A 22,442-nucleotide genomic window follows, 5' to 3' on the forward strand; every position below is an offset into this window, starting at 1 on the left:
CAAGCCAGCTCCCACACTGATTGGGTTGTCACTTCCAAATGGTGGTGGCTACCTGAAATCCCGCCGCTCACGAATCAACGCATAGGCATTGTGCAACTCGCGGGTACGCTCGGTGGCCTCACGCACTTGCGCCAGGCTCGCGCCACTGCCGGCGATCTTGTCCGGGTGATGGCGGCTGAGCAGGCGGCGATAGGCACGTTTGATCGCCGCCGGTTCGCTGGTGGACGTCACCCCCAGAATCCGCAACGCCTCCTGATACGCCCCGCCACGACTGGCCAATGGCTTGCGTTCGGGGGCGTAATCAGACGCCAGCGCCTGCAGCTGTTGCGGCGTCCACCCCAGCCACTTGCCCCATAGGTCAATCAGGTCGCGCTCGGCGTCATCGGCCCTGCCGTCCGCCCAGGCCATGCGCCAGCATGCACGCAATACACCTTCTGCCGCATGGGGTTGGGCTTTGAGTACGCGCAGGTAATTGCGCACTCGGTCGGATCCCGACTTGCCACGATTGAACGCGGTAATCGCCCGGCGCTGGGCCGGCTCGCTCATGTCCAGCGAGCGCATCTCCTGGCGCGCCTGCTGAATATGCCCAGCCACCACCCGGCCATTACTCTTGGCCAGGCGCCCCAACAACACAAACAGCAATTCGTCATTGCGCAACGCCGGGCGCCCGCCCAGGCGCTCGCGCAGTTGTGCCCAACTTTGCAACTGAAGGCGGCGATCCAGCGCCTGCCCCAGCAATGCGCCCAACAAGCCCCCCGGAATACTGGCAATGGCAAAGCCAGCCCCGGCACCGATCAGTGTCCCTGGCCACAACATCTTATTGCCCCGCAGTCAGCAAGGTTTCAACCTGCGCCAGACGCTCCAGCGTGCCGACATCAATCCAGCGTCCTGTCATGTGCTCTCCCGTTACCAGACCTTTGGCCATGGCCTCCCGCAACAGCGGCGCCAGTTTGAAGGCACCGGCGCTGCAACCCGCGAACAACTTCGGGTCGAGAACTGAAATGCCACTGAAGGTCAGGTTATCGGCACCGGGCGCGGCATCATGAAGCAGACCTTCGTCCAGGTAGAAATCGCCGCCAGAAGGGTGATGCGCCGGGTTATCGACCATCACCAGGTGAGCCAGGCCCTTGAGCGGTTGCTTGAGGAGATTGAAGTCGTAGTCGGTCCAGATATCACCATTGACCACCAGAAAAGGCTCCTCGCCCAACAACGGCAGCGCCTGGAAAATTCCGCCACCGGTTTCCAGCGGCTCGCCCTCGGGCGAGTACTGAATGCGCAAGCCAAACTGCGCACCATCACCCAGATAGCTTTCAATCTGCTGGCCGAGCCAGGCATGGTTGATCACGATATCGGTGAAGCCGGCCTTGGCCAGCGCTTCAAGGTGATACTCGATCAAACGCTTGCCGCCCGCCTGCACCAGTGGTTTGGGCGTGTGCAACGTGAGCGGGCGCATCCGCTCACCTTTGCCTGCTGCCAGGATCATCGCCTTCATACGCGCGCCTCGGTTGGTTCACGCAGGCTGGCGAGCAGCTCGCCCAACTCGTCCAGCTCCGGCCGGTCGGCCAGTACCGCTTCTATATAAGCAAAGAAACGCGGCACATCGGCCAGGTAGCGTGGCTTGCCATCGCGATGGCAGATGCGTGCAAAAATGCCGATGACCTTGAGGTGACGCTGCACGCCCATCAGGTCACTGGCCCGCAGGAACTCGTTGAAATCCGCCTGCACCGGGATGCCCAAAGCGCCAGCACGTTCCCAGTAGCGGCGTTGCCACGCCCGCACACGCGCCTTGGGCCAGCTGAGAAACGCATCCTTGAACAGGCAGGTGATGTCATAGGTGACCGGGCCGTAGACCGCGTCCTGGAAGTCCAGCACGCCGGGGTTCGGCGCGCTGATCATCAGGTTGCGCGGCATATAGTCGCGATGCACCAGCACTTTGGGCTGGGCCAGGGCGCTGTCGATCAGGTGATCGCTGACGCGTTGCCATAAGGCCTGCTGCCGGGTGTCGAATTCGATACCCAAATGCCGGCGCACGTACCACTCCGGAAACAATTCCAGCTCACGGCGCAACAAGGCCACGTCATAGCTGGGCAGCGGCGCGTCCATCGGCAATTGCTGAAAAGCCAGCAACGCGTCGATGGCATCGGCAAACAATTGATCGGCGTTTTGCGCGTCAATCACGTCCAGATAGGTTTTTCTGCCCAGGTCATTGAGCAAAAGAAACCCGCGCGGCAAATCTTCTGCATAAATTTTTGGCACATTTATTCCCGATTTCGCGAGTAAATCAGCGATATCGACGAAAGGTTTGCAGTTTTCCTGGGGCGGTGGAGCGTCCATGACGACGAACGTGCGACCGCCGCCCTCCCACCGGAAATAACGCCTGAAACTCGCGTCGCTGCTGGCCGCGGTCAATGTGGCCGGAGGTACGACACCCCAGTCCTGAGCGTTGAAAAGGATCGGCAACTGCTCATCCAGCCAAACTTTCAGCTGTTGTAAACGTAGATCTTGCTCGGGCATTACAAGGGTCTCCGACGGCGCTAGCCGTCAAGCGGGTCATGCTTTATTATCACGCATCTTTTTCAGACCATCGAGAGGCGTGCGGCCCAAACCGCGGGCAGATGGCACGCAGGAAGCCCGGACTAATAAGATGGCATTGAAATCCCCCGCGTTTCGTAGAAAATTTCCGTTGCTGGTAACCGGCAGTCTGCTGGCCATGCAACCTTTCGCCACCTCATTCGTGGTCGCCGCGGAACAGTATGACTGCTCAGTCTCTGCTTCGGGTGCCTGGGATTGCGCGCCAAAAACCGCCGCAGCCCCGTTACCACCGCGCCCGGTGCACGACGGTGCAGCCGTCAGCGCCGCTGGCAGCACGGCGCAAGCCGATGCTGGCGGCACCGCTGCGGCCGAGCCGAAGACCACCCTGGTCACCGAGTCCAAGGGCCGTGGCCTGCGTTCGCGCAGTGCCGACTACAGCCACCTGGACTGGGTGCCTCGCGACAAGCTGACCGCAGCCCAACTGGCTGAGACCGGCCCGTATTGCTCCGGCGCGTACATCGAGCCGACCCGTCCTGGCATGAACGACAAGACGGACAAAAGCGATTCGCCGACCTTCATCGGTGCCAAGGTGTCTCGTTACGAGCAGGAACAGCAGGTTGCGACCCTGGCCGGTGACGTCGTCATGCGCCAGGGCAGCATGCAGATGGAGGCTCAGGAAGCCAGCCTGTACCAGGCCGAGAACCGTGGCGAGCTGAACGGCGATGTGCGTCTGCGCGACAACGGCGCCCTGATCGTCGGCGACCACGCCGAGGTCCAGCTCGATACCGGCGCGGCCCAGATCGACAATGCCGAATACGTGCTGCACAAGTCGCGCATTCGCGGTAACGCCCTGTACGCCAAGCGTGCCGAAAACGCGATCATCCGTCTCAAGGACGGTACGTACACCACCTGCGAGCCGGACAGCAACGCCTGGCAGCTCAAGGGCAACAACATCACGTTGAACCCGGCCACCGGTTTCGGTACGGCCACCAACGCGACGTTGCGGATCAAGAACATCCCGATCCTCTACACCCCGTACATCTACTTCCCGATCGACGACCGTCGTCAATCCGGCTTCCTGCCGCCAAGCTTCAGCACCGGCAGCGAAACCGGCTTCACACTGGTCACGCCGTACTACTTCAACCTGGCGCCAAACTACGACGCCACGTTGTACCCGCAATACATGACCAAGCGCGGTTTGTTGATGGAAGGCGAATTCCGCTACCTCACCAAATCCAGCGAGGGCCAGTTCGGTGGCGCGTACTTGAATGACGACAGCGACGAGCGGAAAAAGCAGACCGATTACGAAAAAACTCGGTATATGCTCAATTGGCAGCATAAGGGCGGGCTGGACTCACGCCTGTCGACCCAGGTTGACTACACCAAGATCAGCGATCCGTTCTACTACCAAGACCTGAAATCCTATCAGGAAGGTATCCAGACTCAGGACTACGTTAACCAGCAAGGCTCCGTAACCTATCGCGGTGACAGCTATCAGGCTCGCCTGAACCTGCAGGCCTACCAGTTGGCAACGATTTCACAAATCACCCCGTATAACCGGCTGCCGCAGATCACCTTCAACGGCACGCTGCCGTTCCATCCAGGCGGTGTGAACTTTACTTATGAGACTGAGGCTGTTCGGTTTGACCGGGATCTCCGGAGCGGCAACGTTCTTGATGAGAATGGCGGCCCAATTAATGCAGACGGCACTTTAGGTGAGAAACGCCTTGACGAATACGTAACCGGCTTAACCCGCGCCAACGGCACTCGCCTGAACGTCGCTCCGGCCGTCGAATACCCGATGAACTGGACCTACGGCTTCATTACACCGAAGCTCAAGTACGTATACACCAAGTACGATCTTGATCTTGATGCCAAGGGCAAGAACGACATCGTCGCGCAACAGGCGGCAGCGGCAGCAGCGGGCACTCAATACGCCGGTGGCAATTTCAAAAGTTCCCAGGACCGCGCGATTCCAATCGCCAGCATCGACAGCGGCCTGTACTTCGACCGCAATACCAACTGGTTCGGCAAAGACTATCGCCAAACCCTGGAACCGCGCGCCTATTACCTTTATGTCCCGAATAAGGACCAGAGCGATATTCCGGTATTCGACACCAGCGAATACTCGTTCAGCTATGCCTCTCTATTCCGCGACAACCGCTTCAGCGGCACCGACAGGATCGGCGACGAGAACAAACTGTCCCTGGGCTTGACCAGTCGCTGGATCGAGGAGAATGGCTTCGAACGTCAGCGCGCGTCCATCGGCCAGGCGGTGTACTTCAAGGATCGTGAAGTTCAGTTGCCGGGCATCCTGGCTGCCGACCGTGCCGACGCACAGTCTGACGTGTCGCCTGTTGCCTTGGAATACGAGTTCCGCTTCAACCGCGACTGGCGAGCCACCGCTGACTACAACTGGGACACCGAGGAGCACACCCCTCGCTCCGGCAGCGCGATGCTCCACTACCAGCCGGAAGACAACCCAAACAAAATCATCAACGTTGGCTATCGCTATCGTAACGACCAGGTGGTCTACAACCAACTGACTGGCAAATGGCAGTTTGGTGGTGACTACGGTACCGAAGGCCAACCTAACTTCATCAAGGATTACTACAAAATCCAGCAACACGACTTCTCGATGATGTGGCCGATCATTCCGCAGTGGAACCTGATCACCCGCTGGCAGTATGACTATGCCCGCAACCGTACCCTGGAAGCCTTCGGTGGTTTCGAGTACGACAACTGCTGCTGGAAACTGCGCGTCATCAACCGTTACTGGGTTTCCAACGACGAATACAGCCAGATCGCCCCGCTTAACGAAAAGGGTGACCACGGGCTCTTCTTCCAGATCGTCCTCAAAGGACTCGGCGGCCTGACCGGCGCCAAGGTAGAGAGCTTCCTCGACAAAGGCATTGAAGGTTATCGTGAACGTGAAGACCAAGCTTTCTGATTGCTTGCGCCCGCTAGTGCTGGGCGCGCTGTTCCTGGGGGCCGCATCGGCACACGCTGCGGTTCAACAGCTGGACAAGGTAGTGGCCATCGTCGATAACGACGTGATCATGCAGAGCCAACTCGACCAACGGGTCAAGGAAGTTCAGCAAACCATCGCCAAGCGTGGCGGCGGCGTACCGCCTACCAGCGTGCTGGACCCACAGGTACTTGAGCGCCTGATCGTCGAAAACCTGCAACTGCAGATCGGCGAGCGCTCCGGCATCCGTATTTCGGACGAAGAACTGAACCAGGCCGTCGGCACCATCGCTCAGCGCAATAACATGAGCATTGACCAGTTCAAGGCTGCCCTGGCCCACGATGGTTTGTCTTATGAAGACGCCCGTGACCAGATCAAGCGTGAAATGATCATCAGCCGTGTGCGTCAGCGCCGTGTAGCGGAGCGCGTTCAGGTGTCTGAGCAGGAAGTGAAGAACTTCCTGGCCTCGGACCTCGGCAAGATGCAGCTCTCCGAAGAACTGCACCTGGCCAATATCCTGGTTCCAACCCCAGACAGCGCCAGCTCCGAGCAGCTCAATGCCGCTGCGGCGAAAACCCAGGCTATCTATGATCGCCTGAAAGCCGGTGCTGACTTTGCCCAAACGGCCATTGCCATGTCCGGCAGCGACAACGCCCTGGACGGCGGTGACATGGGCTGGCGTAAAGCCGCGCAACTGCCACCTCCGTTCGACCGTGAGCTGAGCGCCATGAATGTGGGTGAAATCACCCAGCCAGCGCGTACGCCAGGCGGCTTCATCATCCTCAAGTTGCTCGGCAAACGCGGCGGCGAGACCTCGCTGAAAGACGAAGTGCATGTTCGTCACATCCTGGTCAAACCAAGCGAAATCCGCACCGAGGCGCAAACCAAGGAGCTGGCCCAGAAGATCTATGACCGCATCGAAGGCGGTGAAGACTTCGCCACCCTGGCCAAGAGCTTCTCGGAAGACCCGGGTTCCGCCCTCAACGGTGGCGACCTGAACTGGATCGATCCGAAAGCGCTGGTGCCGGAGTTCCAGGACGTCATGGCCAAGACCCCGCAAGGCGTTCTGTCCAAGCCGTTCAAGACCCAATATGGCTGGCACGTCCTGGAAGTCCTTGGCCGCCGCGCCACCGACAACACCACCCAGGCCCGCGAGCAACAAGCCCTGACCGTGCTGCGTAACCGCAAGTACGACGAAGAGCTGCAAACCTGGTTGCGTCAGATCCGTGACGAAGCCTACGTAGAGAACAAGCTGCCAGGCGCCGAGCAAACAGGCACCGACCAGGCAGCACAGTGAAACCCCAGCGTTTCGCGGTAACACCCGGCGAGCCGGCCGGCATTGGTCCAGACCTGTGCCTGCTGCTCGCCTCGCACCCTCAGCCACACCCCCTGATTGCCATTACCAGTCGCGACCTGCTCCTTGAGCGGGCCGCGCAGCTGGGTGTGGCTGTCACCTTGCTGGACGTGGCGCCGGGCAACTGGCCCGACCTGCCCGCCCCGGCCGGTAGCCTGTATGTGTGGGACACCCCGCTGGCAGCCAAGGTGGTTGCCGGGCGACTGAACAAGGCCAATGCCGCGTTTGTGCTGGAAACCCTGACACGCGCAGGCCAAGGCTGCATCGACGGCGACTTCGCCGGTATGATCACCGCCCCGGTGCACAAGGGCGTGATCAACGAGTCCGGCATTGCCTTTTCAGGCCATACCGAATTCCTCGCCGAACTGACCCATACCGGACAAGTGGTGATGATGCTGGCCACTCGCGGCCTTCGGGTAGCGCTGGTGACCACGCACTTGCCGTTGCGCGATATCGCCGACGCCATCACTGCCGAGCGCGTGGAGCGCGTTACACGCATCCTGCACGCCGACCTGCAACAGAAATTCGGCATTGCCCAACCACGCATCCTGGTTTGTGGGCTCAACCCGCATGCCGGTGAAGGCGGTCATTTGGGCCATGAAGAAATCGACATCATTGAACCGACATTAGAGCGTCTGCGCCAAGAAGGCATGGACCTGCGCGGCCCATTGCCTGCAGACACTCTGTTTACCCCCAAATATCTGGAGCACTGCGACGCAGTGCTGGCGATGTACCACGACCAAGGGCTGCCCGTGCTGAAGTACAAAGGCTTCGGCGCCGCAGTCAACGTGACACTGGGCCTGCCGATCATCCGCACCTCCGTCGACCATGGCACTGCCCTGGACCTGGCGGGCAGCGGCAAGATCGATACCGGCAGCCTGCACGTGGCCCTGGAAACCGCCTATCAGATGGCCGAGACCCGTATATGACTGAGCATTACCAACACCGGGCGCGCAAGCGCTTCGGGCAAAACTTCCTGCACGACGCTGGCGTGATCGACCGTATTCTGCGTTCCATCCATGCCAAGCCAGAAGACCGCTTGCTGGAAATCGGCCCGGGCCAGGGCGCATTGACCCAAGGCCTGCTCAACAGTGGCGGCCAGTTGGACGTGGTGGAGTTGGACAAGGACCTGATCCCGATCCTCAACCAGCAGTTCGCCGGTATGCCCAACTTCAACCTGCACCAGGGCGATGCGCTGAAGTTTGACTTCAACAGCCTCAACGCCGCGCCCAACAGCCTGCGGGTGGTCGGCAACCTGCCGTACAACATCTCTACGCCGCTGATTTTTCACCTGCTGAACAATGCCGGGATCATCCGCGACATGCACTTCATGCTGCAAAAAGAAGTGGTTGAGCGTTTGGCCGCAGGCCCAGGCGGTGGTGATTGGGGCCGTCTGTCGATCATGGTTCAGTACCATTGCCGCGTAGAGCACCTGTTCAACGTCGGCCCTGGCGCCTTCAACCCGCCGCCGAAGGTCGACTCGGCCATCGTGCGCCTGGTGCCGCACGCGGTGCTGCCGCATCCGGCCAAGGACCACAAGTTGCTGGAGCGCGTGGTACGCGAAGCGTTCAACCAACGCCGCAAGACCCTGCGCAACACGCTCAAGGCGCTGCTGAGCAACGCCGAGATCGAAGCCGCCGGTGTCGACGGTGGCCTGCGCCCCGAGCAACTGGACCTGGCCGCGTTTGTGCGTCTGGCTGATCAGCTTGCGATCCAGCCTGCGCCGACCGTGGAATAAGCTGTAACTCGATACAACTGTGGGAGCGGGCTTGCCCGCGAATGCAGTGCATCAGTGACACATTCAGTGGCTGACACACTGCATTCGCGAGTAAGCCCGCCCCCACAGTTGCTCCGCGTTATACCGATAGCGCTTGCCGCCTGCCCGACACATGTCTGGCCTAGTGCCCCGCTCATGGCCTAGACTGATCCGCATCTGCTGTCCTCCGCTTTTGCTCTTAAGGCCTCTTGCATGTCCGATCCTCGCTACCAGATCGACGTCAGCGTCGTCACCCGCTTCCTCGCGGACCAATCGCAACCTGAACACGACCGTTATGCCTTCGCCTACACCATCACGGTGAAGAACAACGGGCAGGTGCCGGCCAAACTGCTGTCGCGCCACTGGGTAATTACCGATGGCGACGGCCAGGTCGAGGAAGTGCGTGGTGCCGGCGTGGTTGGTCAGCAGCCGTTGATCGACATCGGCGCCAGCCATACTTACAGCAGCGGCACGGTGATGACCTCCAAAGTCGGCACCATGCAGGGCTCGTATCAGATGAAAGCCACCGACGGAAAACTGTTCGACGCCATCATCGCGCCGTTTCGCCTCGCGGTGCCCGGAGCCCTGCACTGATGACGACGTACGCAGTCGGTGACCTGCAAGGCTGCCTGGAACCCCTCAAATGCCTGCTGGAGCGCGTAGCCTTCAACCCGGCGAGCGACCGCTTGTGGCTGGTCGGCGACCTGGTCAATCGCGGCCCCGAGTCCCTGGAGACACTGCGCTTTCTTTATAAGATGCGCGATTCATTGGTGTGCGTGCTGGGCAACCATGACCTGCACCTGCTGGCGGCCGGCAATAACATCGAACGCCTGAAAAAAGGCGACACCCTGCGCGAGATCCTGGAAGCTCCGGACAGGACTGAATTACTGGACTGGCTGCGCCGCCAAAAGCTCATGCATTACGACGAAGGCCGCAACATGGCCTTGGTGCATGCCGGCATCCCGCCCCAATGGACGCTGAAGAAAGCCCTCAAGGGCGCCGCCGAAGTCGAAAGCGCCCTGGCCGATGACAACCTGTACACCGCCTACCTCGACGGCATGTACGGCAACGAGCCGGTCAAGTGGGACAATGACCTCACCGGCGTGGCCCGCCTGCGCGTGATCACCAACTACTTCACACGCATGCGCTTCTGCACCGCCGAAGGCAAGCTGGACCTCAAGAGCAAGGAAGGCGCCGACACTGCGCTGCCCGGTTATAAGCCATGGTTTGCCCACAAGGAACGCAAGACCCGTGACATGAAGATCATCTTCGGTCACTGGGCGGCCCTGGAAGGCAAATGCGAAGAACCTGGCGTGTTCGCCCTCGACACCGGTTGCGTGTGGGGCGGCGCCATGACCCTGATGAACATCGACACCGGCGAGCGCCTGAGCTGCCAGTGTGAACCTCCCCCTTCTGTAACACTGCCGGGCGCCAAGCCCTAGGAGCCCGCCATGAGCGAATTCAAACGTATCCCTCCCGAACAAGCCCAGGCCCTGCGCGAGCAAGGCGCCGTGGTGGTCGACATCCGCGACCAGCCGACCTATGCAGCAGGCCACATCAGCGGCGCGCAGCATCTGGACAACCACAACATCCAAGACTTCATCCGTGCCGCCGACCTCGATGCACCGGTGATCGTGGCCTGCTACCACGGCAATTCCAGCCAGAGCGCAGCGGCCTATCTGATCAGCCAGGGCTTCTCCGACGTCTATAGCCTGGACGGTGGCTTCGAGCTGTGGCGTACGACCTATCCTGCAGAAATTGCCTCCGACAATTCGCAATAATTTTTTTCACACCCCGCCACCCCGCGTGACGCTTGGGCTTGCGCCGTTTCTGACGAACGGCGCAGCCAAACTAATTGCGCATCGCGCCTTGACCTCCCGGATTCCGAACTATCCTTAAGCGCAGGCCATCCGAATCAGGGGAGAGCCGGTACACCGGCGTGCGGGTCATCGGTAGCGTTTCAGGGTGTTCTGGGGGGAAAACAGCCAGTGGCGATCGCCAATGGCTGCCAGCATCGACTGATTGATCCGGCGTCGGCTCCACGTATCGAGCGAGGTGACGACGTCATGAGTATCTTTAGCCACTTCCAACAACGCTTCGAGTCCACCCAGCAGGAAGAACTCACCCTGCAGGAGTATCTCGAGCTGTGCAAAAAGGACCGCAGCACCTACGCATCTGCCGCCGAACGCCTGCTGCTGGCGATTGGTGAGCCGGAGCTGGTAGACACCTCGAACAATTCGCGCCTGTCGCGAATATTCTCCAACAAGGTGATCCGGCGCTACCCGGCCTTTGAAGACTTCCACGGCATGGAAGAATGCATCGACCAGATCGTCTCCTACTTCCGCCACGCCGCCCAAGGCCTGGAAGAGAAGAAACAGATCCTCTACCTGCTCGGCCCGGTCGGCGGCGGTAAGTCGTCCCTGGCGGAAAAGCTCAAACAACTGATCGAGAAGGTGCCCTTCTACGCCATCAAGGGCTCGCCGGTGTTCGAGTCGCCTTTGGGGTTGTTCAACGCCACGGAAGATGGCGCGATCCTCGAAGAAGACTTCGGCATCCCACGCCGCTACCTCAATACCATCATGTCGCCGTGGGCCACCAAACGGCTGTCGGAGTTTGGCGGCGACATCAGCCAGTTCCGCGTGGTGAAACTCTACCCGTCGATCCTCAACCAGATCGGCGTGGCCAAGACCGAGCCAGGTGACGAGAACAACCAGGACATCTCGGCGCTGGTGGGCAAGGTCGATATCCGCAAACTCGAGGAATTCCCACAGAACGACGCCGACGCCTACAGCTACTCGGGCGCACTGTGCCGGGCCAACCAGGGCCTGATGGAGTTCGTGGAAATGTTCAAAGCGCCGATCAAGGTGCTGCACCCACTGCTTACCGCCACCCAGGAAGGCAACTACAACAGTACCGAAGGCCTGGGCGCGATTCCGTTCACCGGGATCCTGCTGGCTCACTCCAACGAATCGGAATGGCATACCTTCCGCAACAACAAGAACAACGAAGCCTTCATCGACCGGATCTACATCGTCAAGGTGCCGTACTGCCTGCGGGTCAGTGATGAAATCAAGATTTACGACAAGCTGCTGTTCAACAGCTCCCTGGCCAAGGCGCATTGCGCGCCTGACACCCTGAAGATGCTTGCGCAATTCACCGTGCTCTCGCGCCTCAAGGAGCCGGAAAACTCGAACATCTACTCGAAAATGCGCGTGTACGACGGCGAAAACCTCAAGGACACCGACCCCAAAGCCAAGTCGATCCAGGAATATCGCGACACGGCGGGCGTGGATGAGGGCATGAACGGCCTTTCCACCCGTTTCGCGTTCAAGATCCTCTCCAAGGTCTTTAACTTCGACCCGCACGAGATCGCCGCCAACCCGGTGCATCTGCTCTATGTGCTGGAACAGCAGATCGAACAGGAGCAATTCCAGGCCGAAACCCGCGAACGCTACCTGCGCTTCCTCAAGGAATACCTGGCGCCGCGCTACATCGAGTTCATCGGCAAGGAAATCCAGACTGCATACCTGGAGTCCTACAGCGAGTACGGCCAGAACATCTTTGACCGCTACGTGCTGTACGCCGACTTCTGGATTCAGGACCAGGAATACCGCGACCCGGAAACCGGCGAGATCCTCAACCGCGTGGCCCTCAACGAGGAACTGGAGAAGATCGAAAAACCGGCCGGCATCAGCAATCCGAAGGATTTCCGCAACGAAATCGTCAACTTCGTGCTGCGCGCCCGTGCCAACAACAACGGCAAGAACCCTACCTGGCTCAGCTACGAGAAGCTGCGGGTGGTCATCGAGAAAAAAATGTTCTCCAACACCGAGGACCTGCTGCCGGTTATCAGCTTCAACGCCAAGGCCAGCAAGGAGGACCAGCAAAAACACAACGACTTTGTTACGCGCATGGTCGAACGCGGCTACACCGACAAACAGGTACGCCTGCTTTCCGAGTGGTACCTGCGGGTGCGTAAATCACAGTAAGGCAGCGACAGGCGCGTGCTGCCGGGCTTCTGGCCCGGCAGCCGACCGCTTGTCTCTAAGCTTCCAGCTCGCGGCTTGAAGCTTGTAACGTGAAGCTGCCCGGAGGGCTCCCCATGAGCTATGTGATCGACCGACGCCTCAATGGCAAGAACAAGAGCACGGTAAACCGTCAGCGTTTCCTGCGGCGTTACCGTGACCACATCAAAAAGGCCGTTGAAGAGGCCGTCAGCCGCCGCTCCATTACTGACATGGAGCATGGCGAGCAAATCAGCATTCCCGGACGCGACATCGACGAACCGGTGCTGCACCACGGCCGGGGCGGCAAACAGACCGTCGTGCACCCCGGCAACAAGGAATTCACCACCGGCGAGCATATCCAGCGCCCCCAAGGCGGTGGTGGCGGTAAAGGCCCCGGCAAAGCCGGCAATTCCGGCGAGGGCATGGACGAGTTCGTGTTCCAGATCACCCAGGAAGAATTCCTGGAATTCATGTTTGAAGACCTGGAATTGCCCAACCTGGTCAAACGCAACCTGACCGGCACCGACACCTTCAAGACCGTGCGCGCAGGGATCAGTAACGAGGGCAACCCGTCCCGCATCAATATCATTCGCACTCTGCGCTCGGCCCATGCACGCCGTATCGCACTGTCCGGTAGCAGCCGCGCCAAACTGAAGGAAGCCAAGGAAGAACTGGCGCGCTTAAAGCGCGAAGAGCCGGATAACTTCGGCGATATCCAGCAAATCGAGGCGGAAATCGAGAAACTCAGCGCGCGCATTCACCGCGTGCCGTTCCTCGACACCTTCGACCTCAAATACAACTTGCTGGTGAAACAACCCAACCCCAGCTCCAAGGCGGTGATGTTCTGCCTGATGGACGTGTCCGGCTCCATGACCCAGGCCACCAAGGACATTGCCAAACGCTTTTTCATCCTGCTGTACCTGTTCCTGAAGCGTAACTACGACAAGATCGACGTGGTGTTCATCCGCCATCACACCAGCGCCCGGGAAGTGGACGAAGAAGAGTTCTTCTACTCGCGGGAAACCGGCGGCACCATCGTGTCCAGCGCCTTGAAGCTGATGCAGGAGATCATGGCCGAGCGCTACCCTGCCAATGAGTGGAACATCTACGCCGCGCAAGCCTCCGACGGCGATAACTGGAACGATGACTCGCCGATCTGCCGCGATATCCTGATCAACCAGATCATGCCGTTCGTGCAGTACTACACCTACGTTGAAATTACCCCTCGTGAGCACCAGGCACTGTGGTTCGAATACGAGCGCATCGGCGAAGCCTTTGCCGATACGTTCGCCCAGCAGCAACTGGTCTCGGCCGGCGATATCTACCCGGTCTTCCGTGAACTCTTCCAGCGCAGGTTAGTGACATGACCGCCAAAAAAGAGCATAAGCGCCAACCCATTTCCACCGGCTCCGAGTGGACCTTTGAACTGATCCAGGCCTATGACCGGGAAATCAGCCGCATCGCGGCGGGTTATGCCCTGGACACTTACCCCAACCAGATCGAAGTGATCACCGCCGAGCAGATGATGGATGCCTACGCCTCGGTCGGCATGCCCTTGGGCTACCACCATTGGTCCTATGGCAAACACTTCCTCAGCACCGAGAAGTCCTACACCCGTGGGCAGATGGGCCTGGCCTACGAGATCGTGATCAACTCCGACCCGTGCATCGCCTACCTGATGGAAGAAAACACCATCTGCATGCAGGCGCTGGTGGTGGCCCACGCGTGCTACGGGCATAACAGTTTTTTCAAGGGCAACTACCTGTTCCGCACCTGGACCGATGCCAGCTCGATCATCGATTACCTGGTGTTCGCCAAGCAGTACATCATGCAATGCGAGGAACGCCATGGCATCGATGCGGTAGAGGACTTGCTCGACTCTTGCCACGCGCTGATGAACTACGGCGTCGACCGTTACAAACGCCCGTATCCGATTTCCGCCGAGGAAGAACGCCTGCGCCAGAAGGAGCGTGAGGAGCACCTGCAAAAGCAGATCAACGACCTGTGGCGCACGATTCCTAAAAAGGCCGGCAAAAACAGCGACAAGGACAATGCACGCTTCCCCGCCGAACCTCAGGAAAACATCTTGTACTTCCTGGAAAAACACGCGCCGTTGCTGGAGCCGTGGCAGCGAGAAATCGTGCGCATTGTGCGCAAGATCGCCCAGTATTTTTATCCACAGCGCCAAACCCAGGTGATGAACGAAGGCTGGGCAACGTTCTGGCACTACACCTTGATGAATGACCTGTACGACGAAGGCCTGGTCACCGACGGTTTCATGATGGAGTTCCTCACCTCCCATACCAGCGTGGTGTTCCAGCCCGGTTTTGACAGCCCGTATTACAGCGGCATCAACCCCTACGCGCTGGGCTTTGCCATGTACCGCGACATCCGGCGCATGTGTGAACACCCCACCGAAGAAGACCGCCGCTGGTTCCCGGAAATCGCCGGCAGCGACTGGTTGTCGACCATCAAGTTCGCCATGAGCAGCTTCAAGGATGAGAGTTTCATCCTGCAGTACCTGTCACCCCAGGTGATTCGCGACCTCAAGCTGTTCAGCATTCTCGATGACGACCTCAAGGATGATCTGGTGGTGCCTGCCATCCACGATGAGCCCGGCTACCGCACCATCCGTGAAACCCTGGCAGCGCAGTACAACCTGGGCAACCGTGAGCCAAACGTGCAGATCTACAGCATTGATGTGCGCGGCGACCGTTCGTTGACCTTGCGTCACCAGCAGCACGACCGCAAACCTTTGGGCGAGTCCACCGAGGAAGTGCTCAAACACCTGCACCGGCTGTGGGGCTTCGACATTCATCTGGAAACCCTGCAGGGCGATCAGGTGATGAAAACCCACCACGTGCCGCCACGCACCGACCACAACGATAACGACTACGGCCGCCTGGACCTGGCCGTCGTACATCTCTGAAACAGCAAAGCCTCCATTGGTCCGGCTCAGGCGGTATCCTGTGCCGCTAATGGAGGCTTTTTCATGAAAATCTACACAGTCGGCGGTGCGGTGCGTGATCGCCTGCTCGGCCTCACGGTCACCGATATCGACCGCGTCGTGGTCGGTGCGACCACTGAAGAAATGCTCGCTAAAGGCTACAAGCCAGTCGGTGCTGACTTCCCGGTATTCCTGGACCCAAAGAACGGCGACGAATACGCCCTCGCCCGCACCGAACGCAAGAGTGGCCGGGGTTATGGCGGCTTTGTGTTTCACGCAAGCCCCGAGGTCACGCTGGAAGAAGACCTGATTCGCCGTGACCTGACCATCAACGCCATGGCCGAGGATGATGACGGCAACCTGACCGATCCCTATGGCGGCCAGAGCGACCTAGAAGCACGGATTCTGCGTCACGTTTCTCCCGCGTTCGCCGAAGATCCCCTGCGAGTGCTGCGTGTTGCACGCTTTGCTGCGCGTTACGCTCACTTGAGTTTTACCGTCGCCCCGCAAACCCTGGAACTGATGCGCCAACTCAGCGAGTCCGGCGAACTGCAAGCCTTGACCCCGGAGCGCAGCTGGAAAGAAATTTCCAGGGCGCTGATGGAGGATCAGCCGCAGGTGTTTATTCAGGTACTGCGCGACTGCAACGCGCTGAAAACCCTGATGCCCGAAGTGAATGCACTGTTTGGCGTGCCACAACCCGAGGCCCATCACCCGGAAATCGACACCGGCATCCATACCCTTAGCGTGCTCGAGCAAGCCGCCTTGCATCAGCAGCCGCTGACCGTGCGCTGGGCCTGCCTGCTGCACGACCTGGGCAAAGGCCTGACGCCTGTGGATAAGTTGCCGCAGCATATTGCCCACGAACACACGGGCTTGAAGCTGATCAAGGCGGTCAATGAACGCTTCAAGGTGCCGAAGGATTGCCAGGAACTGGCCCTGCTGGTCGGCCAATACCACACCCACGGCCACCGTGCGCTGGAGCTGAAAGCCTCGACGCTGCTGGAGTTGCTGCAAAGTTTTGACGTGTATCGCCGGCCGCAGCGCTTTGAAGAGTTTGTAGTGAGTTGCGAAATGGACGCCCGGGGCCGCAAGGGCCTGGAGCAGAGAAGTTATCCACAGGCGGATTATTTACGCGGCGCAGTCAAGGCCGCTCGCGAAGTACCGGTGGCGCCCTTGCTGGAGAAAGGTTTCAAAGGCCCGAAGCTGGGCGAGGCGCTCAAGCGTGAGCGACTCAAGGTGCTCAAAGCCTACAAAGAGCAATACAACCTGTAGTCGTTACTCTTTGTGGCAGACGGGTTTGCATCAATGCCGTTCAGTTAAGCGCAAAACGTGTGGGAGCGGGCTTGCCCGCGAAGACGTCGGCACAGTAAACAATGATGCTGACTGAACCACCGCTTTCGCGGGCAAGCCCGCTCCCACAGTTGAATCCGGTCAAGCCAGGCGCATCGGCGGCTACAGTAGATCCGCCGGGGTCAACTGCTGGCCCCGCCATTCAAACGCAACTGGCGCCAGCACCTGGTCGATCTGGGCATCGCGCCATAACTCGGCCATGGTCTTATCGACTTCAGGGTGCACGCGATCCGGCGCCATCAACGACAACGGCCACAGCACAAAAGCATTCTTCAGGATCTCTGCGCGGGGCAGGATCAAACCATCGAAATTCCCCACCAGGTCACCGTACAGCAGCACGTCGATATCCAACGGCAGCCCTTTGCGGTCCGGGGCATAACGACCATTGTCAGCCTCGATGAATTTCAACCGACGATCCAGCTCCATCAACGGCAGGTCGGTATACGCCGACACAACAAGGTTGAAGAATGGCCCGCTCTTGATGCCCACCGGCTGGCTTTCAAACACCGCGGAGCAGCGTACATCGGTCAAGAAACTCGCCAACGCGTCCAAGCCGGCACACAGGTGCGGCTCGCGCTCGATATTGCTGCCAAGGCCAAGGTAAACCTGAGTTAGCGACATCCGCGCTCGATCTCCACGCCCACGCCTTTGGCAGCCGGTACGGCGCCGGGCTTGGTCAATTTGAGGTGCAGCCAGGGAATCTGGAATTCGTTCATCAGCACTTCGGCCAACCGCTCGGCAAAGGTTTCCACCAACTGGTATTGGGATTGCTCGGCAAAGGCCTGGATACGCGTGGACACACTGGCGTAATCCAGCGCCAGGGTCAGGTCGTCACCGGCAGCCGCCGGGCGATTGTCCCAGGCGAAGCTAAGGTCCAGGCGCAGGCATTGCTTGATGCCGCGCTCCCAGTCGTAGGCCCCGATTACGGTGTCGACTTCCAGGCCTTCGATAAACACTCTGTCCAAGCTCTTCTCCGCAGCACGACAAGGGCGCATTGCCCCGGTTAGAATCAGGGCGTCCTCGCCCGGAATAGTTAGCATGTTTTGGTTACTGGCGATTCTCGCCTACCTGCTCGGCTCGCTGTCCTTCGCCATTTTGCTCAGCCGCCTGACGGGAAATCCCGACCCGCGAATGAGTGGCTCAGGCAATGCCGGCGCCACCAATATGTTGCGCCTGGCCGGCAAGAAACTCGCCGTACTGACGCTGCTGGGCGACCTCTGCAAGGGCTTGTTGCCCGTACTGATCGCCAGCTTCGCCGGTCTTACCTTGCAACAGCAGGTCTGGGTGGGCGTGTGCGCCGTCCTGGGCCATCTGTTTCCGCTGTACTTCCGTTTTCGCGGCGGCAAAGGCGTCGCGACCGCGGCCGGCATGCTGCTGGGGGTTTACCCTCCGGCAGCGCTGCTGGCCGTGCTGGCCTGGCTGCTGACGTTCTACCTGACCCGCACCAGCTCGCTGGCCGCACTGATCGCCACGCCACTCACCCTGCCGCTGCTCGCCTGGCAGGCACCGGCGGCGTTGCTGCCGATGAGCGTACTGACACTGCTGATCGTGTGGCGCCACCGCGGCAATTTACGCGACCTGTTTGCCGGGCGCGAACGGCATTTTTAAATACCGTTGATGAGCCCCGCGCAAGCCAAGCCACTTAAAGCGGTGAAAGCTGCTCCATCGGCCAGCGTGCCTGCACGCTGATCGCCAGGCTTTCGTGCTGCCCGGCCTGCAAGCGCTGGCAACCGGCGTAGGCAATCATTGCGCCGTTGTCGGTGCAAAACTCAGGGCGCGCATAGAACACGTCACCCTTCATGTCGCCGAGCATTTTTTCCAGCGAGGTACGCAGCGCCTTGTTGGCGCTGACGCCGCCTGCGATCACCAGACGCTGCATGCCTGCCTGTTTCAGGGCGCGCTTGCACTTGATGGTCAAAGTCTCCACCACGGCCTGCTGGAACGCCAGCGCGATGTCGCAACGGGCTTGTTCACTGTCGTCCCCGGCGCTGACGCTTTGCTGCCAGGTGTTCAGTGCGGAGGTTTTCAAGCCGCTGAAACTGAACATCAGGCCTGGGCGGTCGCACATCGGGCGCGGGAAGGTGTAGCGGCCCGGCACACCTTTTTCGGCCAGCCGCGCGATTTCCGGGCCACCGGGATAATTGAGGCCCATCATCTTCGCAGTTTTGTCGAAAGCTTCGCCGGCGGCGTCGTCCAGCGACTCACCCAAAAGCGTGTATTGGCCGATTCCATCCACCTGAACCAACTGCGTGTGACCACCGGAAACCAACAAAGCGACGAACGGGAACTGCGGCGGTGTTTTTTCCAGCATCGGTGCCAGTAAATGGCCTTCCATATGGTGCACGCCGAGGGCTGGAATACCCCAGGCAAATGCCAGCGCCTGGGCGCAAGAGGCCCCAACCAGAAGGGCCCCAACCAATCCGGGGCCTGCGGTATAGGCGATCGCGTCGATCTCGGTCGGCACGCAGCCGGCCTCGTCCAATACCTGGCGAATCAAGGGCAGCATGCGCTTGACGTGATCTCGGCTGGCCAGCTCCGGCACCACCCCGCCATAGGCGCGGTGCAGGTCGATCTGACTGAACAGTGCATCGGCCAAAAGCCCGCGTTCACTGTCGTAAAGTGCGACACCGGTTTCGTCGCAGGAGGTTTCAAGTCCCAGTACTAGCATGGGTTTGCGCCTTGTAGAGGCTGAATTCGAAGGCGCGCATAATAGTCGCCACTCCCCCTCCCGACTAGCGGTTTTCGATCAGAGGCTTTGCATTCCGGTCAATGAGGGGTTAACATCCGCAACCCTTAAAAACCGACGACCTCAGCCGCGAATTTTTTGCGACGAGAACGTTGATTCCCGGTAATGAAAGAAGGTAGCTCTGGATGCCAGCCGTCAAAGTAAAAGAGAACGAACCCTTCGACGTAGCTCTGCGTCGTTTCAAGCGCTCCTGCGAAAAAGCCGGTGTTCTGGCTGAAGTTCGTAGCCGCGAATTTTATGAGAAGCCAACTTCTGAGCGTAAGCGTAAAGCAGCAGCCGCTGTTAAGCGTCACGCCAAGAAAGTTCAGCGCGAACAGCGCCGCGCCGTTCGTCTGTACTAATACACAGACTTACGTAGCAAGCTTCTGCCAAGCCCGGCCCTCAGCCGGGCTGTTGGCATTTGCGGATATCGCTTGATGCTTCACCGTCGACGCCGCACACGCGACCGAGACACTGCTTCACACGTCAGGACTGGCTCTTCTGCCAGCGGTGCGCGTCTCTTCTGACGAGCCTAACAAGGCTACTGACGAGCACACCCCTTTTTCTTGCAACACAGATTCTACAAACAGACGATCAACTGTGTCGGCTGTGCCCATCAAGGCTTTTCCGAGGCTGCTATTGGCCAACACCGGACGCCAGGGCAACATTTCCAAGCCGAAGACTGATACAAACTAACGTCAGTGAATGCTCGGCAGATACACTCCCCATGCAAACGATAGATGTTCGAGCACTCGATACGTGCGCTTGATCACTTCACGGGCCCTCATTTACACGCAGTGATGACGAGAACGCCATGGCCGGGCTGATTCCCCAGAGTTTTATTGACGACCTTCTTAACCGCACCGACATCGTCGATGTTGTCAGCTCGCGCGTGCAAATGAAGAAGGCCGGCAAGAACTACACCGCCTGCTGCCCGTTCCACAAAGAAAAAACCCCGTCATTCAGCGTCAGCCCCGACAAGCAGTTCTACTACTGCTTCGGTTGCGGCGCGGGCGGCAATGCCCTCGGCTTTATCATGGACCACGACAACCTGGACTTCCCCCAGGCTGTCGAGGAACTGGCCAAAGCCGCCGGCATGGAAATCCCCCGCGAAGAAAGTGGCCGCTCGCACAAACCGCGTCAACCCACTGATTCGCCGCTGTACCCGCTGCTGACGGCCGCTGCCGACTTCTACCGTCAGGCGCTTAAAAGCCATCCGCAGCGCAAGGCCGCCGTCGAGTACCTCAAGGGTCGCGGCCTCACCGGTGAGATCGCCCGGGATTTTGGCCTGGGCTTCGCCCCGCCGGGCTGGGACAACCTGTACAAGCATCTGAGCAGCGATACGCTGCAGCAGAAGGCCATGATCGATGCCGGTCTACTCGTGGAAAACGCCGAGACCGGCAAGCGCTATGACCGCTTCCGCGACCGCGTGATGTTTCCGATCCGCGACAGCCGTGGCCGCATCATCGCTTTTGGTGGCCGGGTGCTCGGGGACGACAAGCCTAAATACCTGAACTCCCCGGAAACGCCGGTATTTCACAAGGGCCAGGAACTCTACGGGCTGTTTGAAGCGCGCAAAAACAATCGCAACCTCGATGAAATCATCGTGGTGGAAGGCTACATGGACGTCATTGCCCTGGCGCAGCAAGGCCTGCGCAATGCCGTCGCTACCCTGGGCACCGCCACCAGCGAAGAGCACATGAAGCGCCTCTTTCGCGTGGTGCCCAGCGTGCTGTTCTGTTTTGACGGCGACCAGGCCGGCCGTAACGCCGCCTGGCGTGCGCTCGAAGCCACGCTGTCGAGCCTGCAGGACGGGCGCCGCGCGCGCTTTCTGTTCCTGCCCGAAGGCGAAGACCCGGACACCCTGGTGCGCTCCGAAGGCACCGACGCCTTCCGCGCCCGCATCAATCAACACGCACAGCCGCTGGCGGACTATTTCTTCCAGCAGTTAACCGAAGAAGCCGACCCGCGCTCCCTCGAAGGCAAGGCCCACATGGCCACCCTCGCAGCGCCGCTGATCGACAAAGTGCCAGGCGCCAACCTGAAGTCACTGATGCGCATGCGCCTGCTGGAAATCACCGGCCTGAGTGGCGAGGCCGTCAGCCAGCTGGTGCATAGCGCACCGCAGGAAGCCCCACCGGCCTACGACCCAGGCATGGATTACGACGCCATGCCGGACTATTCCGACTTCCACCAACCGCAGGAGGCCTATGCGCCCCAGCAGGAGTGGACACCGAAGAAACCCGGCGCCGGCGGTAAAAAATGGGACAAGAAACCCTGGAACAAGAACGGCAAACGCGGTGACCGCGACGAGGCATACGCGCCGCGAACTCCTGTCGCCGTCGAAGCTCCAACGCTCATTGCGCTGCGAACACTTATTCACCACCCGCAATTGGCAAAAAAAGTTGAGAGCGCCGATCACTTTGCCAACGAGAGCAACACGTATGCTCAGGTACTGATCGCCTTGATTGAGGCGGTACAGAAAAATCCTAAGCTAAACTCAATTCAATTGATGGCTCGTTGGCACGGCACCGAACAAGGACGCTTGCTTAAAGCACTGGCGGAAAAGGAGTGGCTAATTGACGGCGACAACCTTGAACAACAGTTTTTAGACACCATTACTAGGTTATCCGCAGGTCAGCACACGCAGACCCTGGATGAGCTGATCAAGCGTGCAAGGCAGCCGGGATTGTCGGCTGAAGAGCAAATTCAGATAGCAAAACAGATGCGCGACCTCTTAAAACAGAATGTTTGTACATCTAACCCGACCTCAGCTGGCGTGTGAGGTCATAGCTCGGGT

The 22,442-nt window shown here is 59.7% G+C and carries 20 protein-coding genes; 14 read left to right on the forward strand and 6 right to left on the reverse strand.

Going from position 1 to position 22,442, the window contains the following annotated elements; genetic code table 11:
- Positions 1 to 48: 48 nt before the first annotated feature.
- The 3 genes from HX790_RS11750 to HX790_RS11760 are packed head-to-tail and all read right to left on the reverse strand — an operon-like array spanning position 49 to position 2,514.
- Positions 49 to 816, reverse strand: a complete 768-nt coding sequence (locus HX790_RS11750; protein WP_176991565.1) for a TerB family tellurite resistance protein — start codon at positions 814 to 816, stop codon at positions 49 to 51.
- Position 817: 1 nt separating this feature from the next.
- Positions 818 to 1,492 carry an N-acetylmuramate alpha-1-phosphate uridylyltransferase MurU gene (gene murU / locus HX790_RS11755; protein WP_017138067.1) on the reverse strand — a complete coding sequence of 225 codons (675 nt, stop codon included), beginning with the start codon at positions 1,490 to 1,492 and terminating at the stop codon, positions 818 to 820.
- The gene (locus HX790_RS11760; RefSeq protein WP_176991566.1) at positions 1,489 to 2,514 is read right to left on the reverse strand and encodes an aminoglycoside phosphotransferase family protein; all 1,026 of its coding nucleotides are present in this window, start codon (positions 2,512 to 2,514) and stop codon (positions 1,489 to 1,491) included. Before HX790_RS11760 ends, murU begins: the two co-directional genes overlap by 4 nt.
- A 130-nt stretch (positions 2,515 to 2,644) precedes the next feature.
- On the opposite strand from HX790_RS11760, the gene HX790_RS11765 reads away from it, so the two are divergent.
- The 11 genes from HX790_RS11765 to HX790_RS11815 all read left to right on the forward strand — a co-directional run bounded on the left by HX790_RS11765 (position 2,645) and on the right by HX790_RS11815 (position 16,839).
- Entirely contained in the window at positions 2,645 to 5,482 is a 2,838-nt protein-coding gene (locus HX790_RS11765; protein WP_017138065.1) for an LPS-assembly protein LptD, read from the forward strand.
- A complete protein-coding gene (locus HX790_RS11770) occupies positions 5,457 to 6,797 on the forward strand; it encodes a peptidylprolyl isomerase (RefSeq protein ID WP_017138064.1) in 1,341 nt (446 codons plus the stop codon). The genes HX790_RS11765 and HX790_RS11770 overlap by 26 nt, the downstream gene beginning before the upstream one ends.
- Entirely contained in the window at positions 6,794 to 7,783 is a 990-nt protein-coding gene (gene pdxA, locus HX790_RS11775) for a 4-hydroxythreonine-4-phosphate dehydrogenase PdxA (protein ID WP_017138063.1), read from the forward strand. Before HX790_RS11770 ends, pdxA begins: the two co-directional genes overlap by 4 nt.
- Positions 7,780 to 8,592: a 16S rRNA (adenine(1518)-N(6)/adenine(1519)-N(6))-dimethyltransferase RsmA gene (gene rsmA, locus HX790_RS11780; RefSeq protein WP_056857851.1), complete on the forward strand. Its 813-nt coding sequence runs from the start codon at positions 7,780 to 7,782 to the stop codon at positions 8,590 to 8,592. Before pdxA ends, rsmA begins: the two co-directional genes overlap by 4 nt.
- Positions 8,593 to 8,823: 231 nt before the next feature.
- Positions 8,824 to 9,204: a Co2+/Mg2+ efflux protein ApaG gene (apaG, locus tag HX790_RS11785; RefSeq protein WP_017138061.1), complete on the forward strand. Its 381-nt coding sequence runs from the start codon at positions 8,824 to 8,826 to the stop codon at positions 9,202 to 9,204.
- Positions 9,204 to 10,052, forward strand: coding sequence for a symmetrical bis(5'-nucleosyl)-tetraphosphatase (locus HX790_RS11790; protein WP_099550419.1), 849 nt, complete (start codon positions 9,204 to 9,206; stop codon positions 10,050 to 10,052). The genes apaG and HX790_RS11790 overlap by 1 nt, the downstream gene beginning before the upstream one ends.
- A 9-nt stretch (positions 10,053 to 10,061) precedes the next feature.
- Complete coding sequence (glpE, locus tag HX790_RS11795; protein WP_017138059.1) at positions 10,062 to 10,391, forward strand: thiosulfate sulfurtransferase GlpE; 330 nt, start codon at positions 10,062 to 10,064, stop codon at positions 10,389 to 10,391.
- 285 nt (positions 10,392 to 10,676) lie between these two features.
- Positions 10,677 to 12,599: a PrkA family serine protein kinase gene (locus HX790_RS11800; RefSeq protein ID WP_026013778.1), complete on the forward strand. Its 1,923-nt coding sequence runs from the start codon at positions 10,677 to 10,679 to the stop codon at positions 12,597 to 12,599.
- A gap of 113 nt (positions 12,600 to 12,712) precedes the next feature.
- Positions 12,713 to 13,984, forward strand: coding sequence for a YeaH/YhbH family protein (locus HX790_RS11805; protein ID WP_017138057.1), 1,272 nt, complete (start codon positions 12,713 to 12,715; stop codon positions 13,982 to 13,984).
- Positions 13,981 to 15,546, forward strand: coding sequence for a SpoVR family protein (locus tag HX790_RS11810; protein WP_017138056.1), 1,566 nt, complete (start codon positions 13,981 to 13,983; stop codon positions 15,544 to 15,546). Before HX790_RS11805 ends, HX790_RS11810 begins: the two co-directional genes overlap by 4 nt.
- 63 nt (positions 15,547 to 15,609) lie before the next feature.
- Entirely contained in the window at positions 15,610 to 16,839 is a 1,230-nt protein-coding gene (locus tag HX790_RS11815) for a multifunctional CCA addition/repair protein (protein WP_017138055.1), read from the forward strand.
- A 180-nt stretch (positions 16,840 to 17,019) separates the two neighbouring features.
- Here the strand turns inward: HX790_RS11815 and folK are convergent, their stop codons facing one another.
- Together folK and folB are read right to left on the reverse strand one after the other, a co-directional pair.
- Complete coding sequence (folK, locus tag HX790_RS11820; protein ID WP_138449758.1) at positions 17,020 to 17,538, reverse strand: 2-amino-4-hydroxy-6-hydroxymethyldihydropteridine diphosphokinase; 519 nt, start codon at positions 17,536 to 17,538, stop codon at positions 17,020 to 17,022.
- The gene (gene folB, locus HX790_RS11825; RefSeq protein ID WP_017138053.1) at positions 17,529 to 17,882 is read right to left on the reverse strand and encodes a dihydroneopterin aldolase; all 354 of its coding nucleotides are present in this window, start codon (positions 17,880 to 17,882) and stop codon (positions 17,529 to 17,531) included. Before folB ends, folK begins: the two co-directional genes overlap by 10 nt.
- Positions 17,883 to 17,955: 73 nt before the next feature.
- On the opposite strand from folB, the gene plsY reads away from it, so the two are divergent.
- Positions 17,956 to 18,525, forward strand: a complete 570-nt coding sequence (gene plsY, locus HX790_RS11830) for a glycerol-3-phosphate 1-O-acyltransferase PlsY (protein WP_176991567.1) — start codon at positions 17,956 to 17,958, stop codon at positions 18,523 to 18,525.
- Positions 18,526 to 18,559: 34 nt separating this feature from the next.
- Here the strand turns inward: plsY and tsaD are convergent, their stop codons facing one another.
- A complete protein-coding gene (gene tsaD / locus HX790_RS11835) occupies positions 18,560 to 19,585 on the reverse strand; it encodes a tRNA (adenosine(37)-N6)-threonylcarbamoyltransferase complex transferase subunit TsaD (protein ID WP_017138051.1) in 1,026 nt (341 codons plus the stop codon).
- Between the two features lie 203 nt (positions 19,586 to 19,788).
- On the opposite strand from tsaD, the gene rpsU reads away from it, so the two are divergent.
- Together rpsU and dnaG are read left to right on the forward strand one after the other, a co-directional pair.
- Complete coding sequence (gene rpsU, locus HX790_RS11840) at positions 19,789 to 20,004, forward strand: 30S ribosomal protein S21 (RefSeq protein WP_002551877.1); 216 nt, start codon at positions 19,789 to 19,791, stop codon at positions 20,002 to 20,004.
- A 452-nt stretch (positions 20,005 to 20,456) separates the two neighbouring features.
- Complete coding sequence (dnaG, locus tag HX790_RS11845; RefSeq protein ID WP_017138050.1) at positions 20,457 to 22,427, forward strand: DNA primase; 1,971 nt, start codon at positions 20,457 to 20,459, stop codon at positions 22,425 to 22,427.
- Positions 22,428 to 22,442 lie beyond the last annotated feature (15 nt).

Source organism: Pseudomonas sp. IPO3747, assembly GCF_013385245.1.
Classification (GTDB): Bacteria; Pseudomonadota; Gammaproteobacteria; order Pseudomonadales; family Pseudomonadaceae; genus Aquipseudomonas; species Aquipseudomonas edaphica.

Bases quoted from the DNA above. Each gene is read 5' to 3' on its own strand.
- HX790_RS11750 (WP_176991565.1), bottom strand. From the start codon at position 816: ATGTTGTGGCCAGGGACACTGATCGGTGCCGGGGCTGGCTTTGCCATT.
- murU (WP_017138067.1), bottom strand. From the start codon at position 1,492: ATGAAGGCGATGATCCTGGCAGCAGGCAAAGGTGAGCGGATGCGCCCG.
- HX790_RS11760 (WP_176991566.1), bottom strand. From the start codon at position 2,514: ATGCCCGAGCAAGATCTACGTTTACAACAGCTGAAAGTTTGGCTGGAT.
- HX790_RS11765 (WP_017138065.1), top strand. From the start codon at position 2,645: ATGGCATTGAAATCCCCCGCGTTTCGTAGAAAATTTCCGTTGCTGGTA.
- rsmA (WP_056857851.1), top strand. From the start codon at position 7,780: ATGACTGAGCATTACCAACACCGGGCGCGCAAGCGCTTCGGGCAAAAC.
- apaG (WP_017138061.1), top strand. From the start codon at position 8,824: ATGTCCGATCCTCGCTACCAGATCGACGTCAGCGTCGTCACCCGCTTC.
- HX790_RS11790 (WP_099550419.1), top strand. From the start codon at position 9,204: ATGACGACGTACGCAGTCGGTGACCTGCAAGGCTGCCTGGAACCCCTC.
- glpE (WP_017138059.1), top strand. From the start codon at position 10,062: ATGAGCGAATTCAAACGTATCCCTCCCGAACAAGCCCAGGCCCTGCGC.
- HX790_RS11800 (WP_026013778.1), top strand. From the start codon at position 10,677: ATGAGTATCTTTAGCCACTTCCAACAACGCTTCGAGTCCACCCAGCAG.
- HX790_RS11805 (WP_017138057.1), top strand. From the start codon at position 12,713: ATGAGCTATGTGATCGACCGACGCCTCAATGGCAAGAACAAGAGCACG.
- HX790_RS11810 (WP_017138056.1), top strand. From the start codon at position 13,981: ATGACCGCCAAAAAAGAGCATAAGCGCCAACCCATTTCCACCGGCTCC.
- HX790_RS11815 (WP_017138055.1), top strand. From the start codon at position 15,610: ATGAAAATCTACACAGTCGGCGGTGCGGTGCGTGATCGCCTGCTCGGC.
- folK (WP_138449758.1), bottom strand. From the start codon at position 17,538: ATGTCGCTAACTCAGGTTTACCTTGGCCTTGGCAGCAATATCGAGCGC.
- plsY (WP_176991567.1), top strand. From the start codon at position 17,956: ATGTTTTGGTTACTGGCGATTCTCGCCTACCTGCTCGGCTCGCTGTCC.
- tsaD (WP_017138051.1), bottom strand. From the start codon at position 19,585: ATGCTAGTACTGGGACTTGAAACCTCCTGCGACGAAACCGGTGTCGCA.
- rpsU (WP_002551877.1), top strand. From the start codon at position 19,789: ATGCCAGCCGTCAAAGTAAAAGAGAACGAACCCTTCGACGTAGCTCTG.
- dnaG (WP_017138050.1), top strand. From the start codon at position 20,457: ATGGCCGGGCTGATTCCCCAGAGTTTTATTGACGACCTTCTTAACCGC.